Origin of the sequence: Streptomyces puniciscabiei (assembly GCF_006715785.1) — a bacterium.
Taxonomy (GTDB): Bacteria; Actinomycetota; Actinomycetes; order Streptomycetales; family Streptomycetaceae; genus Streptomyces; species Streptomyces puniciscabiei.
In genome coordinates this window covers 1,031,024-1,046,365 of the sequence record NZ_VFNX01000002.1, presented here as the reverse complement: position 1 = coordinate 1,046,365, position 15,342 = coordinate 1,031,024, and the positions used below count along the sequence as shown (strand labels likewise).

Genomic DNA, 15,342 nt, shown 5'->3' with positions numbered 1-15,342 from the left:
GGTCTACTGCCAGACGTAGGCCAGGAGCGCGGTCGCCCGTCCGGGCAGGTCGTCCCCCTCCAGGGTGGCGGGGAGCGGGCCCCGGAGCGACACGCGGAGGTCGGCCCGTGCCTCCCCGGCCCCGGCCGCCCGCACCCGGGCAGGTGCGCGCGCAGCCAGGCCTCCTCGCCCGGATGTGCGCCGGTTCCCGAGTGCAGCAGTTTCAGGCTCGCGAAGGTCTCGGCGAACGGCGAGAGCACGAACCGGCTGCGGGCGAGGGTGTCGGTGTCGATCTGCCACAGGCCCATGCCTACGACCTTTCGCCTGTCGCCGAAACAGTGAACACGACCCCGCGCTGTTCCGAGACTTCGACGCATGCGCAGCTACCGCTCTCTGTTCCGCACCCCGGAGTTCGCCTCGTTCCTGTTCTCCTTCGCCGCCTTCGCGGCGGCCCAGACGATCGGCGGCCTGGCCCTGGGCACGCTGGTCTTCCGGGCCACCGGCTCCCCGCTGCTGTCGGCGGTGAGCATGTTCGGCCCGCAGCTGGCGCAGTTGCTGGGCGCCGCGTTGCTGCTCTCGGCCGCCGACCGGCTGCCGCCGCGCGCGATCCTGTCCGGCCTCGCCCTCGCCTTCGCGGCCGCAACGGTGGTGCTGGCGCTGCCCGGCCTGCCGGTCCGGGCGGTCTTCGCCGTCGTCCTGGCGCAGGGCCTGGTCGCGTCGCTGGGCGGGGGAGTGCGCGGGGGACTGCTGAACGAGATCGTTCCCAACGACGGCTACGTCCTGGGCCGTTCGGTGTTCAACATGCTCTGGGGCCTGGTCCAGGTGGCCGGCTTCGCGACGGGCGGCGCACTGCTGGCGCTGCTGTCCCCGCGCACCTGCCTGCTCCTCGCGGCAGCGCTGTACGTGATGTCGGCGCTCGTCACCCGCCTCGGCCTTGCCGTCCGCCCGCCGCGCTCCTCCGGCCGGCCGTCCCTCGCGGCGACCTGGCGCACCAACGCCCTCCTGTGGTCCGCGCGCCCCCGACGACTGACGTACCTGGGCCTGTGGATCCCCAACGGTCTGATCGTCGGCAGCGATTCGCTCTACGTCTCCTACGCCCCCAAGGCCGCCGGCACGCTGTACGCGTGCGGGGCGCTGGGCATGTTCGCGGGCGACCTGGCCGTGGGCCGCCTGGTACCGGCCGCGGTGCGCCCCCGTCTCGCGACCCCGCTGCGCCTGCTGCTGGCGGTTCCCTACCTGTTCTTCGTCCTGCGGCCGGGAGTGGCGCTGTCGGCCGTGGCCGTCACCGTCGCCTCCGTCGGCTTCGCCGCGAGCCTGGTCCTGCAGGAACGCCTGATGGCTCTCACCCCCGACGACCTCACCGGCCAGGCCCTCGGCCTGCACGCCACCGGCATGGCCGCCCTGCAGGGAGCCGGTGCCGCCCTCGCGGGCACGCTGGCCCAACTGACCTCGCCGGCCTCGGCGATGACGCTGATGGCCGCCGCTTCGGTCACCGTGACCCTGACCCTCGCGGCGCTGGGCAGGCCCGGGGAACGGCAATCCGCCCTCCCCGACACGTGACTGGGCGGCCGGCCCGGACCCGCCGCCACGGACCAGCCAGGTACCGGGTGAGGGGCACGTGGGACACGTGTCGGGGGCCTCGCTGAAACCGGCCGGCAGCACCTGGCTGACGGTAAGTCAGGTAGGGCCCGCAGAAGCACTCTGGGCCCCCGTTTCACCGGTGTGTGCCGTGTCACGCACTTCAGAGGCCGCCTAAGTTGTCTGCATCACAGCGGAAATGTCCATTTAGCATCCATGCTCAAAACGGATACCGGCTACCGAAGTGGAGTGCATCGGCAAGTTCTTGGGCTAAACGCTCCAAAGTGACCCATGCCACAGCACTCGTGACATTACCGCTTGTTCCCCCCCGGAAAGGTGCCCCCTCATGTCCGCTTACCTCTGTCCTCCTGCCGTGATACACGGCGAGCACGCCGTGCAGACCAGCCAGATCGTGGCGGAGGTGCGCGACCGGCATCCGCACGCGGCGTGGGAGCCGCGGATCGACGGCATCGCGGCCGGCACCGGCATCGAGACCCGCGGGTGGATGCTGCCGCTGGAGGCCGCCGTGGCGCCGGGCAACGGTGGTGGCCTGCGGGCCGTCGGCACCGGGCGGGCCCAAGAGGCGCTGGTGCGCGACGGTTTCACCGAGCAGGACGTGGACCGCGTGATCGCCGCGCTCGAGGCGATACCCACGCCGCAGACCGTTCAGGAGCGCACCGCGCCGGCCTGGGAGGCCGTGCAGTCCTACGGCGAGCGTGCGGCGCGGGGAGCCCTGCAGATCGCCGGGCTGGACACGGCAGACGTCGACTGCCTGATCACCAGCAACTCCACCACCCCGGCGCTGCCGGGTCTGGACATCGCCCTGGCCAACAGGCTTCAGCTCCGCAACGACGTGATACTGCAGCCGGCCACCCAGTGGGCCTGTATCGCGGGGACCCGCTCCCTGGCCCTGGCCGCGGATCTCGTGGCCGCCGACCCCGACCGGGTGGTCCTGGTCGTGATCGCGGAGGCGCTGAGCACGACCTACCAGCCCGCGGACGACACCCTCGAGTCCCTGATCGTCCGGTTGCTGTTCGCCGACACCGCGGTCGCCATGGTGGTCACGGGCCGCCCGCGGCGCGAGTCGGTGCTGCGGCTGGACGCCGCCTGGCACCACACCCTGCCCGGCACCCAGGACCTGCACCGCCTGGAGACGCGGGCGGACGGCACCCACTTCGTGATGGACCGGCGCGGGCCGCGCGCCGTACAGGAGACGGTCGCCGCGATGTGGGAGTGGCTGCACGTCCGCTACCAGGACGACCCCGGCTCCTGGCACCCCGACGTGCTGCTGGCGCACCCCGGCGGGACCCGGGTGCTGGAGTACATGGAGCAGACGATGCCCGACGCCTGGCCGTCGGGGCTGCTGGACTACAGCCGGGACAGCTACACCACCGGCAACCGCGGAGGCGCCGCCGTCTTCGACATCATGCGGCGGGCGTACGACGCCGGGCAGAAGCCGGGCAGTCGCGCCGTCCTGTACGCGGCGGCACCGGGCCTCACCGCCACCGCCCTGGAAGGGGAGTGGCTGTAGCCGCGAGCCCGCGCCACCCCTGCCGGCACCGGGACCGTCCGCACCACCGGTCGCGCCACCGGTAGCGCCGAGGGCACTGTCCGTAGCGTCGGGGGCGCCGGGTGACGGGTGCGCCCGTATCCTCGCCGCGCTCCCGCACGCCGGCCGCGCCCCCGGCCGGCAGCCGTGTCACCTCGCGACTTCCGCCCAGACCACCTTCCCGGTGTCCGTCCACCGCACCCCCCACCGGGTGGTGAGCCTGTGCACGACATGCAGGCCACGACCGCCGTCGTCGAGGAGGCCGACCGGCCTCAGACGTGGCCTGCCGCTGCCGGTGTCGCCCACCTCGCACAGCACGCCGTGACCGGCCCTGATCAGCCGTACCGTGATGGGACCGGTGGCGAAGCGCACCGCGTTCGTGACCAGTTCGCTGATCAGCAGCAGCACATTGTCCCGGGTGTCGTCCCTGGTGCTCCATTGCCGCAGCAGCGCGCAGACGTACGCGCGGGCGCGCGCCGGGGCGTCGTAGCGGGCGGGCAGCCGCCAGGCCGCGGTGTCCCCCTTGCGGTAGCCGATCATCCGCGCGAGCAGCAGGGTCACGTCGTCGCGCTGGCGCGCGGGTACCAGCGCGGAGACGACGTGCCGTGCGGCCTGCTGCAGGGCGTCCCAGGGGTGCACCCTGGACAGGGCGTCCGCCAGCCTGCCGATGCCCTCGTCGATCGACACGGCGGGATCCTCGACCAGCCCGTCGGTGTACAGGGCGAGCAGGGAGCCCGGGGGTGCGTCGAACGTGTGCACGTCGAACGGCTCCCGCAGCGCGAACTCGGCGCCCAGGCCCGGGTGGGGCCGGATCACGAGCGGACCCGCGTGCCCGTCCGGGGAGACCAGGATCGGGGGGAGGTGGCCGGCGCTGGACAGCGTCACACGGTGACTGACCGGGTCGTAGAGGGCGATGCAGCAGGTCGACCCCAGGGCGCTGTAGCCGGCCGTCAGCCCGGACTCCGCGTCGTCCAGCAGCGTCACGGTCTCGTCCAGGTGCTCCAGTACCTCGTCGGGCGCGAGCCCCGCGGACAGGAGCGCGCGCGCCTCCATGCTCAGCTGGCCCATGGTCGCCGCGGCTCCCAGGCCGTGCCCGACGACGTCACCGACCACCAGCGCGGTACGGCCGTCCGGCAGCGGAAAGCTGTTCACCCAGTCGCCGCCGACGCCGGCGCTGTCGGGCGTGGCGGGCTGGTAGACGCTGGCGATCTCGATGGTGTCGCCGCCGGTCCGCGGCAGCAGCCGGCGCTGCAAGGCCAGCACCTGCGTGTGCTCGCGCTGGTGCAGACGGGCCAGGTCGACGTGATGGGCGGTCCTGGCAACGAGTTCCTGCAGGTCGAACAGCTCGCTGTCGCGGAAGGGGCAGTCCGCCCGCCGCCAGACCTCCGCCACGCCCAGCACGACGGGCGGCGGGCCGTCCAGGACCAGCGGTATGCACGCCACACCCGCCGACCGGTCGCCGGGCACCAGGGCGCGCCTCACGCGCGGGTTGCCCAGCACCCGCTCGACCGCCTCCCGGTCGGGTATGACGATCGCCTGCGGGGCGTCGTCCCGCAGCACCGCCTGTGTCAGCAGGCGACTCGCGTCGCTGGGTAGATCGTCGCCCGGCGTCACGTAGCCCTCGGGCCACGCACGGTCCGGCACCAGGGCAGCCCGCCGCAGCCGGATGCGCCCCTGCGCCTTGCCGGTGACTCCCTCGCCCGTCCACACGGCGAAGTCGAGGTCGACGGCGGCGACGTCTCCCCACGCCAGCAGTGACTGCGCCAGCGACTGCGCGGTCTCGCCGATGTCCAGGGAGGTGCCGATCGCGGTCTCGGCGGCGTACAGGTGCAGCCTCCTGGCCATGGCGATCACCGACACGGTCAGGCCCTCCTGAGGCACCGCGGCGGGCAGGATGCTCATCGAGACCACCAGCTCCGACCCGTCGCCGCGCCGCAGCCGCTGGATCCGGGCGACGTGCGCCTCACCGGTCTCCAGGACCTGTCGCAACCGCCGGGTGACCGTCGGTACGTCCCCGGGCGGCAGGAGATCGACGAAGGGACTCCCGGGCGCGGCGTTCAGACCCGCGAACACGGGGGCGTCCAGATTACAGCGGGTGATGATCAGATCGGTGTCCAGATTGACCGCGCCGAGGATCTGATCCTGGCGGTCGGCTGCCGGGTCGTCGGGTGCGGCCCGGGGGGTGGTGCGCTCGCCCTGCGTGTCGTCGGAACCGGCGGCCGGTGCCGCTCCGGCGCGCGGAATGTAGCGCCCCAGGGCGCTGCTGACCAGTTCGAACGCCGAAGAGGACGAGGGCGAGGGTGTGGAGTCCATGCGGCTCTCTCAGCAATCCCCGGCGCAGCACCGGGGCCGTACTCGGACCCGTGCGACGGGCCCCGAGGTCCCTGATCGCACACCTCATTGAATAACACCGGGGGTCGCTTCGCCCACACCAGCGGACCGCGCGGTGAACGCGGACAGTGAGGGAACGCCGAGGGGAGCGGGCCGGTGGCCGCGTACATGGCGCTTTCACATGGACAGGACCGGCGGGCGCGGCGGGTGGTCTTCCCGGAGCCCGGCTCACCTTCCTCGCCGGGCGGCGGAGACGGGTGCCGGCTGGGCGCGCTCGGCGGCGCTGGGAGCTGTCAGGGCGAGTCGTCGGTGGATGCGGCGGAGCATGCCGCGGGCCATGAAGGGGTGGACGCGCTGGACCACGGCCCAGTACAACCTGCCGCGCCAGTTGTGGATCCGCACGAGCGTGCTGAGCGTGACCTGACCGTCGTCGAGGTGGATCGAGGCGCGGAAGTCGAGGTGGCCGGCGTCCTCACCCAGCAGCACCTCGCCGCCCTCGCGGCCCACCACCAGGAAGGCGGCTCCGCGCAGGACACCCCGCCAGGCCTCGGGGTCCCGCGGCATCCCGGGACGCAGCGGCATCCGCCATGCGTCGCTGTAGTGGGTCCGCTCGAAGGCGGCGCGGGCCAGACGTGCGCCCTCGGGGAGGGCGCCGGCAGTGGCCCTCGGCCAGGTGACCCGGTGGAGCCATCGGACCCACGGTGACCAGCGTGCGGGGCGGATCGCCGTGCCGGTGGCGGCCCGTGCGGCGTTGTCGAAGACCTCCTCGACCACCGTGTCGTGCATCCAGCGCACCGCCAGAGCCCAGCGCAGTGCCATCGGGCCGCGGCGTTGCAGTTGAAGGGTGTGCCGCGCGATGCAGCGTTCCGGGCCCAGTGGTTCGATGACGAACTCGTGGTGGCCGCTCACGGGCGGGTTGAAGTCGAAGCGAATGCGGCGGCCGGGCTCGTGGGCGGTGACGCGGTAGCGGACGAAGCCGTGGCCGCCGTCCGCGCCGACGCCCAGTGGCCGGTCGAAGCGCATCGGGGGCCAGGCCGGGGCCGGCCAGATCGGGTCCTGTGGGGAGGACAGGCGGTCGAGCAGGGCCCCGACGGCCTGGGCGGGGGCCTCGATGGTGCGCTCGTGGACATTGCGGATCGTGCGGAACCTGTACATGACGCCCCTCCGTACGCTGCCGTATGGAGGGGACCATACGGTAGCGTATGGTCATGGTGCAACGGCGTGACGAGGACCCCCGCGAAGGCGGGCGCAAACGGCTGACAGCGCAGGACTGGGCGGACGCGGCCCTGGCGGCCCTGGGCGAGGGCGGTCTTTCGGCGGTCGCCATCGAGCCGCTCGCCGCCCGGCTGGGCACCACCAAGGGCAGCTTCTACTGGCACTTCGCCAACCGTGAGGCGCTGATCGAGGCCGCGCTGGACCGCTGGGAGGACAAGTCCACCGAGGCGGTCATCGCCGGCCTGGCGTCCGAGCCGAATCCGGCGAAACGGCTGCGCAGGCTCTTCTCCGAGGCCACCGAACACGCCGCCCACAACCCGCTGGAGGTCGCCCTGCCGGCCGCGGCCGGACACCCGCGGGTCGCCGCCGTGCTGCGCCGGGTGACGGAGCGCCGCGTGGGCTACCTGGCGCAGCTGTTCGCCCAGTTGGGCTTCCCCCCGGACCAGGCGCGCCAGCGCGCCCTGCTGGCCTACACCGCATACCTCGGGCACACGCAGCTGACCCACGCGGTGCCCAGGACGCTGCCGGCCGGCGAGGACGGCAGGCACTATCTGGACTCGGTGCTCGACACGCTGATGACGGCCGCGGCGCAGGCCTAGCGTCTGGGGCGCCGATCGCCCAATGATCACGGTTGGTGGATCACGGTCGGTGATACGTCGTCATGAACGGTCCGATGCGGAGGGGGCCGTGGGGGCGGACAGCCCTGTGCCCCAGACAGGGTGGGCCTGGGGCACAGGGGCAGCGGGGCTCGGCAAGCCGCTCAGCCGACGTGGCGCGAGCGCCGCATGCGGCGGACGCCGAAGCGAGCTCTGAAGCGGGCTCCGAGCAAGGTGGCGACGGCCGCGGCGGCGACGCCCGCGGTGACGGCCGCCCCAGCGGTCGTCGCGGGTGCGGAGAAGGCGTGCGGCGCCTCGGCCGTACCGCCGTAACCGCCGCCCTCGCCTGCCCGGTCGTAGGCGGACCCCGGGAGCTTGTTGCCGTATTTCGCGTGTACCAGACGCTGGTAGGCGGCCAGGGACACGCCGCCCTTCCCCACGGCGCGCCGCGCGTCGGGGTCGAGCGGTAGGACACGGCCGTCACGCACCACGTACCAGGCATCGATCTGCGGTTCCCGGAAGACGGTTCCGAGGCCGTGCGCCTTGCTTACGTAGTCGGTCTCGTCACCGCCGGTGGCGATGTTCACGACCTTCCACCCCTTCGCCGTCCGTGCGGTCCACACCGAGGCGACCCGGCCGTTCGCGGAGACCGCCTTGCTCGCGACGAACTGCGGATCGGCGGCAGGGGCGCCCGGGCGTCCGGCGACGAACCCCGGGTCGAGGAGGTAGACGGTCACCGATGGCCCGACCAGGTGCGGCCGGGTGGCATCCTGCGCGATCGCGCCGTCGCGGGCGAAGAAGCGCGAGAGGGTCAGGAGGGTCGCCGGGGTTGACGCCGCCTCACGCGCTTGAGCGGTGTCGGCGGCGGTGAAGGGCGCGGGGAAGCCGCCGATGGCCGCCGCGTGGGCGGTGGCGGGGGCCAGAGCGCCGATGGCCGCCGCGGCGGCGATCAGCGTGACCGCCGCGCTCTTACGGACCGGCTTGCGGACCGGCTTGCGGTCGGCGGCCGCGTGCCGGTTCGGTGCGCGGTGCCTCCGTGACGGCGGGGTCGGTGCCGTGCGGATCGAGGTCATGGGGTCACGCTCCGATCCGGTAGAGCGAGTGCGTCCACGTGAACGAGTTGTTGCTCACGTAGTAGTCGTAATCCGCCCAGTTGTAGCGGTAGTTGGAGGGCCACGGGTCGCCCCAGTACACCTGGTTGCCGGAGGCGTCGTAGCCGTACAGCACATGCATGTGCCCGCCTCCGGAGCTCCACTCGATCCGTGTCTCGACGGGGCGGTCGGCGTTGATCTCGTTCTGCACGGTGCTGTAGCGCAGATAACCGCTCACGTACGTACCGGGATTGATGCCCATCCAGGCGAGGGCGTTCTGCACGTCGTCCAGCGCCGCCTGCCAGTTGCCGCAGGTACTGCCCTGGGGCCGGTTGAAAGCGGCGTCGCAGAACTGATTCTGGGTGTAGTCACGCCCGAACCACGACGCGATGGTGTTGCCGCTCGCCGCCCAGCACCAGTTGCTGTTCTGCTGCGCCTGCATGGTGATGTTGAGGCGCTTGGCGGTGGCAACGGCGGGGTGAGCGGCGGCCCGAGGAGCCGCCTGCGGAGCGGAACGGGCAGCGGCGTGAGCAGTGGCGGTCGGCACGAGGGCGGCCGTCAGGACGGCAGCGGCCGCGAGGATCGCTGACGCCGGCCGTCTACGGCCCCGGGTGGTACTGGACATGGCGTTCCTCCCAGTCAGGGTGGGGGTGGAGGAGCGCGTCCGGACGCTGCGACAGCAGCATCGATCTCCTGTCGGGTCCCGGTCAATGAAGTTATCCACAGGGCTGGCGGCAAAGTGAACTTGGCCCGTACGGTTGTGAACGCCACAGCAGGTACCGGCAGGTGGCAGGGCGAGTAACGCCCCGTTCCAGGACGGGGAAGTGAACGTTCACGGTTGAACGATGAGAGGGGGGTGGGGGGAGGGCGGGGGCCACATGGCAGCACACAGGACCGATCGCCGTGCCACTGCGCGCTCCGATGCGGAACTCGCCGAAGCCCTGCGCACCGGCCCGTTCTCGGTCGCGCTCCGGGCCGCGCTTGCCGCACGTGGGCTGGCTCTGCATCGCGTGCAGCACCGGCTCGCCCAGCGCGGCATACGTGTCGGTGTGACCAGCCTCAGCTACTGGCAGCGCGGTGTGCGGCGGCCCGAGCGGTCCGAGTCGCTTCGTGCCGTCACCGCGCTCGAGGAGATCCTGGAACTTCCCCCACACGCCCTCACCCGCCTGATAGGGCCACGAGCCACCAGTGACCATCCCCAGGCCCGCCCGTATCGCACCCTCCTCGAACCCGCGGCCGCGGTGGAATCGCTGCTGGCGAGTCTGGAGGCTCCGGCGGACGGCGGCCTGCACACCCTGATCCACTACGAGCACGTGCACATCGGTGCCCATCGAGAGCTCGCCGCCCGCGACTCGCACCATGTCGTACGCGCCCACCGTGATGGCGTCGACCGCTACCTCGCCATCCACCACGGCGACCCGGGCTGCGACACGGAACGGGTGCGGGTACGCGGTCTCGGCAATTGCCGGGTCGGGCGGATCCGGCGCCACGGCCCTTCGGGGGTGATCGTCGTCGAGCTGCTCTTCGACGGGCGGTTGAGGGCCGGGGAGACCGCAGTCCTCGGGTACCGCTTCGAGGACGGAACCGGCGAGTCCTGCCATGAGTACGTTCGCGGCTTCACCTACGGCGGCGGCCAGTATGTCCTCCAGGTCGGCTTCGACCGCGCCGCCCTTCCCGTCCACTGCCGCCGCTTCGCCCGTCCCTCGGCGACCGCCCCCTACGAGGCGGTCGCCGATCTGACACTGAACGCCCATGGCTCGGTCCACCTGCTGGAGCAGCAGATACGGCCGGGTCTCCTCGGCATCGCATGGGAGTGGGACTGAGCATCGCGTTACGCCCGCCGCTCCAGCGTTCTGCGCGCCACGGACGGGTACGTCCACACACACGATCACTTTGCATCACGCAAAATGTCACGGCTCGAGAAAGGGTGCCCAGAGATGCGTGCCCGCAGGAAGGAAGTCACACGTCGGAAGTCACACGTCGTGCGCCACGGCTCCTTCCGCGATCCAGCCGAGCGGATGCAGCTCTGTGCCTCGACGGTACGGCGGCCCGCCTTGATCAACTGCAGCAGAGTCTCACGACGGTTGGCGGGGTTGGCCTTCCGCTCCGCAAGCCTGGCGGCGATGAGCCGGTCGACGCGGCGAGCGAGCGGGCGCAGACCGCCACCGACAGGCGGGGGACGGTCAGCGCCGCCGCGGTGGGGGCTGCGTGATCGTGGAAATCCGCGCACCCGCCCATTGGACACTAAAAAATTTACCCAGAACCTATTGACTTGGTGCATTTCATGCGGAAAGTGATGAGTAGACCACAACACCGAAAAAGCCACAAAGTCGATCAGGACGTCTAGTCGACGGAGTGACTTGGACAGGATGTGGTTCAGGCCCCCGGCAAGCCGGTGCGACACCGAGGCAACAGTGACGACTGAGGCTTCAGGACACGCGCAGCACTACCGGGGACTGGTTTTTCCCCCTCGGCGCCTCCGCACGAGCCTGACCGCGGTGCGGAGGCCTTGCCACGCCTACGCACCGCGAACCCAAGCAACGAACAGGGGCCGTCACCGCCATCGTCCCGTCGTGGGCAGCGCCTGCTCGCACCAGATGGTCTTGCCGGCCGGGCTGTGCCGGGTGCGCCGTCGCCGGCTGAGCTGGGCGACCAGGAGCAGGCCGGAGCGGGCCGCCTCCTCCCTCGTCGAGGACACGGGCCCGCCGCATGCATGTGGGGTGCGGTGCTGCTGCCGTCGGCGACCTCGCAGATGAGCAGGTCGGTCGCTGAAGCGGCTCGGCAGCCGCGAACATGCTGTCCACGCCTGCCTTCCGCGGGAGGTTCGGCAGGTCAGGAGCGGTGTTCGACATCAGGTCGCGCGTTCCCGCGCTGGGCGGTCAGGAGTGGCTCGCGCGAGAGCCCTGACGCTGAAGGCCACAGCGGTCCCTGTTCGTCAGGCGTGCTCGGCGGTGGCAATGTGGAAGATGTGAACGCCGGGCACGGCTTGGCCGGTGTGCGGCAGGTGCGGCAGTCGAGCCGTGCGCTGTTGCTGATTCCGATCGCGCTCATCCTGGTGATCACGGCGGTGGACCAATTGGTCCCGGGGGACATCCATCTCGGCCCGCTCCTGGTCATCGCACCGGCGATCACTGCTTCCTTCGCCGGTCCCCGGCTGACCGGGCTGATCGGGTTCCTGTGCGTGGCGGCGCAGGCATACATCGGCTGGCACTTCGGCGTGCTGTTCTCGCGCAACGTGCTCGTGCAGATCCTCGCCCTGGCGGTGCTGTCAGCCCTGATCGTGTTCTTCTGCCTGGTGCGCGAGCGGCACCAGCACCAGCTGGCCCAGGTGCGATCGGTCGCGGAGGCGGCGCAGCACGGCCTGCTGTGGCCGCTGCCCGAACGGATGGGCCCCTTCCGGATCGCCTGCCTGTATCTGGCCGCCGAGGACGAGGCACAGATCGGCGGTGACCTGTACGCGGCCACCCGCGTCACCGGCGGGGTACGCATCATGATCGGCGATGTACGGGGCAAGGGCCTGTCCGCCATCGGCGAAGCCGCCCTCCTGCTCGGGGCCTTCCGTGAAGCCGCCCACCGGCACGCCACCCTCCCCGATCTGGCCGCCACCCTGGAGCAGAGCGTGACCCGCTACCTGGCCGACTTCGAGCCGCCCGCGGAGGCCGGCGAACGCTTTGCCACCACCTTGCTGCTGGAACTCCCCGACGACGACCACATCACCCGCGTGATCAGCTGCGGGCACCCCCCTCCCCTGCTGCTCAGCCCCGACAGCGGCCTGACCGTCCCCAGCCTGCACCCCGCGCCGCCCCTGGGAATCGCGGAGACGGGACCGGACAGGTACACCATCGACGTGGCTTCCTTCGAGCCGGGCGACACCATCCTGCTCTACACGGACGGCGTCATCGAGGCCCGCGACGCCGACGGCCGCTTCTACCCCTTCGAGGCACGGGTCGCGCAGTGGAACAAGGCGGGCCCTGAATCACTGCTCCACCACATCCAACGCGATCTGCTCGCCCACGCCCACGGACGCCTCAACGACGACGCGGCTCTCGTCGCGCTCCACCGCGAGCCCGACGGCCACCGACGCGGCCACGGGCGTGTCATCCACTCGAGCGGATTCGGCCACACCCCCTGAACCACGCGTGAGGAACCTCGTTCCCGCATCCCCCGGGCAGCGGGCGCCGGTGCCGTGCCCGGCGCGGAGCCGGGCGGCCGGCCACCGGGCAAGCGCGGGGGAAGGTGACAGGATCGGCTACATGAGCACCGAGACGGACTGGGTGTACCGGGTCGACGAGCCGCACGGCTCCGAGGGCTGGCGCCCCTACGGCGACGACCCCGAGCGTTGGCGGGGGACCGTCACCAGCGACGATCCGAAGGAGGACGCCGAGTACGTCGCCGCCCTCGTCGTCACCGACCTGGTGTCCGAGTGGTATCGCCAGGGCACCGCCCAGAAGCACGTGCGCGTCATCGTCTGGGAGGACGCCGAAGGCACCGGCCCCGAGGACGCGGCCTTCACGGTCGAGATCCAGCCCCACGTCGGCGGAGAGTGACGCCGCACGACGGCCCGACCACGCGCTGTCCGTCCGGCCCGCGGCTCTTCCTCAGTGGGACCAGTATCGACGAAGCAGGTCCGACTCGCTTCCCGGTTGCCGACCAGCTCAACCGGGTTAACCATGGCAAAGGCATGTTTGTCACCCTTCGAGCAATCAGAAAAGGGTTTTTCTTGGGGGCTTGCACGCGCGACCTGTGGAGGACCCATGCACACGTCTCGATCCCGTGCCCGTTCCGTCGCCGTCTGCGCCGCCACCCTGTGCGTCATGGGTGTCACGTCGCACCCGGCTCTCGCTTCCTCGTCGCCCTCACCGTCGGCGGTCTCCCCCCTGGACAGGCAACTGCTGACCGCAGCCCACCAGGGGAACCTGTGGGAGATCACGACCAGTCAGCAGGCTCAGAGCGCCGCGACCACCGCCTGCGTCAAGCGAGCCGGCGCCGACTTCGTCCGTGACCACCGCACCCTCGATGCCGGTGTCGTCAAGACCGCGGCACAACTCGGCGTGGCACTGCCGTCCGGGCAAACGGCCGCCCAGCTGAGGCAAACTGCCGCCCTCAAGTCCAGCGCCGGCACGCCCGCGTACGATGCCGCGTGGCTGAAGGCCCAGTACCCCGCCCACACACAGACTCTCGCGCTCATCGACCAGGAGATCGCCTCGGGCACCAACCCGCTCGTCAAGTCCCTGGCCAAGAGCGCGCGTCCGGTGGTCGCACGCCACACCCAGATGGTCAACCAGGGTGTGTGCCACGCGTAAAACGGCGTCTGGGGGCGGCACCACACTTCATCCCCGGCTGAACACGCCCGGCCAGACTCCCAGTCATCCCTCGGTCCGTGCTCCTCAGCGACTCGCGAGGGGCTGTGGGACGGCCACGAGAAGCCCTGCCCCTGGAGGAGCAGGGCCTCTTGGCGTCGCAAGGGCCCTTCGGCGGAGGCCGTTTTCGTTTCACCCCTGCCGCCGAGTTGGGACGTGTTCGGTGATCCTCGGCCGGCTTTAAGAGGTCGTTTCTTTTGGTGTGGTCGCTCGTTGAACCGTGCATGACGGATCTGGTTGAGCGGTTGGTGCCGGATGAGTTGTGGGTCCTGTTCCGGCGGGTGGTCCCACCGACTGAGGTGAAGCGTCCGCAGGGCGGGGGTCGACGGCGGGCAGGTGACCGAGAGACTCTGGCGGCGATCATCTTTGTAGCCACCTCGGGCTGCACTTGGCGTCAACTGCCGCCCGTGTTCGGTCCGGCCTGGCCCACGGTCTACCGGCGCTTCGCCCAGTGGAGCCGGGCCAGGGTGTGGGCTCGTCTCCACCGGGTCGTCCTCGACGAACTCGGCGCCCGCGGTGAACTGGACTGGTCGCGGTGCGCGATCGACTCTGTCAGTGTCCGGGCGGCAAAAGGGGGCCACTGACCGGACCGAATCCGACCGACCGCGGCAAGAGCGGATCGAAAATCCACCTGATCACCGACCGGAACGGTCTGCCCCTGTCACTGGGCATCTCCGGCGCCAACATGCACGACAGCCTCGGCCTGGAACCGCTCGTGCGTGGGATACCGCCCATCCGCTCCCGGCGCGGCCCGCGCCGCCGGCGACCGGCCAAGCTCCATGGCGACAAGGGATACGACTACGACCACCTGCGCCGATGGCTCCGCAAGCGAGGCATCCGTCACCGCATCGCGCGCAAGGGCATCGAGTCCTCCACACGGCTGGGCCGCCACCGCTGGGTGGTCGAGAGGACGGTTTCCTGGCTGGCCGGATGCCGCCGCCTGCACCGCCGCTACGAACGCAAGGCCGAGCACTTCCTCGCCTTCGTCGGCATAGCCGCAGCCCTCATCTGCCAACGCCGTCTGGACAGATGATCCGAGCAGACAGGCTGGGAGCCGCGTCAGACCAGCATGAGGACTACGCCATCGCCTGCGGTGGCGGCAGCGGACAAGAACCGGGTCAGCTCCTCGTAGCGGTGCTGCAGGGTGTCCAGGTCCGAGGGGACCTCGGTTTCGGATTCCGGCAGGGGGTAGATCTCGGCGCTGCGCATGGCCGCCAAGTCGTAGTGTCGGGCCAACTCGTCAAACGGTGTGGTGGCGAGGCAGCCGCTGGCCCGGGCGACGTCCTCGGGGCTCAAATACCTGGCGGGGCCGAAGTCCATGTCGTCCTCCAACGGAAGCTCAGCCCCTCCGTGGATGACATCGACCGGCATGCCACCGTGGGCGGCAATGAGGTAGTGCAGCTTGTGCCACGACTTCTCGATGCTGAAGTAGGGCGCCTTCTCGGGTGGAAGCGGGTCCTCTTCGGCCCAGGCATCACCCAGCTCGTCGATGTGTTCCTGCGCCCAGGACGGATCGCTCAACGACCGCTGCAGCTCAGCAGGGGAGAGACGGACGTACTCGCAGTGGATGCCCATGGACGCGAACCCTAACCGCAGACTCTGACATCGCTCCGGTCACATCCGCCTACTGCCTGCCGATAGCC

Annotated in this window: 14 protein-coding genes and 1 pseudogene; 8 read left to right on the top strand and 7 right to left on the bottom strand. The window is 70.9% G+C overall.

The features are described 5' to 3' along the window. Positions 1–6: 6 nt before the first annotated feature. Positions 7–287 (bottom strand): annotated as a pseudogene (locus FB563_RS35760) (transcriptional regulator); the annotation flags it as partial. 67 nt (positions 288–354) lie between these two features. Here FB563_RS35760 and FB563_RS35755 point away from each other — a divergent pair. Both FB563_RS35755 and FB563_RS35750 read left to right on the top strand, forming a co-directional pair. Then, a complete protein-coding gene (locus FB563_RS35755; protein WP_055705814.1) occupies positions 355–1,539 on the top strand; it encodes an MFS transporter in 1,185 nt (394 codons plus the stop codon). A 364-nt stretch (positions 1,540–1,903) separates the two neighbouring features. Beyond that, positions 1,904–3,088: a beta-ketoacyl-[acyl-carrier-protein] synthase family protein gene (locus FB563_RS35750; RefSeq protein WP_055705815.1), complete on the top strand. Its 1,185-nt coding sequence runs from the start codon at positions 1,904–1,906 to the stop codon at positions 3,086–3,088. A gap of 168 nt (positions 3,089–3,256) precedes the next feature. Here FB563_RS35750 and FB563_RS35745 read toward each other — a convergent pair whose 3' ends face one another. Further along, positions 3,257–5,419, bottom strand: a complete 2,163-nt coding sequence (locus FB563_RS35745; RefSeq protein ID WP_055705816.1) for an ATP-binding SpoIIE family protein phosphatase — start codon at positions 5,417–5,419, stop codon at positions 3,257–3,259. 246 nt (positions 5,420–5,665) lie between these two features. Then, entirely contained in the window at positions 5,666–6,592 is a 927-nt protein-coding gene (locus tag FB563_RS35740) for a DUF2867 domain-containing protein (RefSeq protein ID WP_055705817.1), read from the bottom strand. A 47-nt stretch (positions 6,593–6,639) separates the two neighbouring features. Here FB563_RS35740 and FB563_RS35735 point away from each other — a divergent pair, with 47 nt between their 5' ends. Beyond that, complete coding sequence (locus FB563_RS35735; RefSeq protein WP_055705818.1) at positions 6,640–7,251, top strand: TetR/AcrR family transcriptional regulator; 612 nt, start codon at positions 6,640–6,642, stop codon at positions 7,249–7,251. 161 nt (positions 7,252–7,412) lie between these two features. Here FB563_RS35735 and FB563_RS35730 read toward each other — a convergent pair whose 3' ends face one another. Both FB563_RS35730 and FB563_RS35725 read right to left on the bottom strand, forming a co-directional pair. Continuing rightward, the gene (locus FB563_RS35730) at positions 7,413–8,321 is read right to left on the bottom strand and encodes a hypothetical protein (protein WP_063797069.1); all 909 of its coding nucleotides are present in this window, start codon (positions 8,319–8,321) and stop codon (positions 7,413–7,415) included. Positions 8,322–8,325: 4 nt separating this feature from the next. Further along, positions 8,326–8,964, bottom strand: a complete 639-nt coding sequence (locus FB563_RS35725) for a papain-like cysteine protease family protein (protein WP_142219165.1) — start codon at positions 8,962–8,964, stop codon at positions 8,326–8,328. Between the two features lie 253 nt (positions 8,965–9,217). On the opposite strand from FB563_RS35725, the gene FB563_RS35720 reads away from it, so the two are divergent. Continuing rightward, positions 9,218–10,162 carry a hypothetical protein gene (locus FB563_RS35720; RefSeq protein ID WP_055710530.1) on the top strand — a complete coding sequence of 315 codons (945 nt, stop codon included), beginning with the start codon at positions 9,218–9,220 and terminating at the stop codon, positions 10,160–10,162. A gap of 731 nt (positions 10,163–10,893) precedes the next feature. On the opposite strand, the gene FB563_RS35710 is transcribed toward FB563_RS35720, so the two are convergent. Next, entirely contained in the window at positions 10,894–11,037 is a 144-nt protein-coding gene (locus FB563_RS35710) for an ATP-binding protein (protein WP_234358101.1), read from the bottom strand. A gap of 270 nt (positions 11,038–11,307) precedes the next feature. Here FB563_RS35710 and FB563_RS35705 point away from each other — a divergent pair, with 270 nt between their 5' ends. From FB563_RS35705 to FB563_RS35690, 4 genes are all read left to right on the top strand, one after another. After that, positions 11,308–12,471 carry a PP2C family protein-serine/threonine phosphatase gene (locus FB563_RS35705; protein ID WP_055710531.1) on the top strand — a complete coding sequence of 388 codons (1,164 nt, stop codon included), beginning with the start codon at positions 11,308–11,310 and terminating at the stop codon, positions 12,469–12,471. 121 nt (positions 12,472–12,592) lie between these two features. Next, complete coding sequence (locus tag FB563_RS35700) at positions 12,593–12,886, top strand: hypothetical protein (RefSeq protein ID WP_055710532.1); 294 nt, start codon at positions 12,593–12,595, stop codon at positions 12,884–12,886. Between the two features lie 207 nt (positions 12,887–13,093). Next, entirely contained in the window at positions 13,094–13,642 is a 549-nt protein-coding gene (locus FB563_RS35695) for a DUF4142 domain-containing protein (RefSeq protein WP_055710533.1), read from the top strand. A gap of 281 nt (positions 13,643–13,923) precedes the next feature. Beyond that, positions 13,924–14,732, top strand: a protein-coding gene (locus tag FB563_RS35690; RefSeq protein WP_411573236.1) for an IS5 family transposase whose coding sequence is annotated in 2 segments (ribosomal slippage) — positions 13,924–14,281 and positions 14,281–14,732 — 810 coding nt in all. Because the reading frame shifts where the segments join, the coding sequence is not laid out codon by codon here. Positions 14,733–14,758: 26 nt separating this feature from the next. Here the strand turns inward: FB563_RS35690 and FB563_RS35685 are convergent. Then, positions 14,759–15,274: a YfbM family protein gene (locus tag FB563_RS35685; protein WP_055710354.1), complete on the bottom strand. Its 516-nt coding sequence runs from the start codon at positions 15,272–15,274 to the stop codon at positions 14,759–14,761. Between the last annotated feature and the right edge of the window lie 68 nt (positions 15,275–15,342).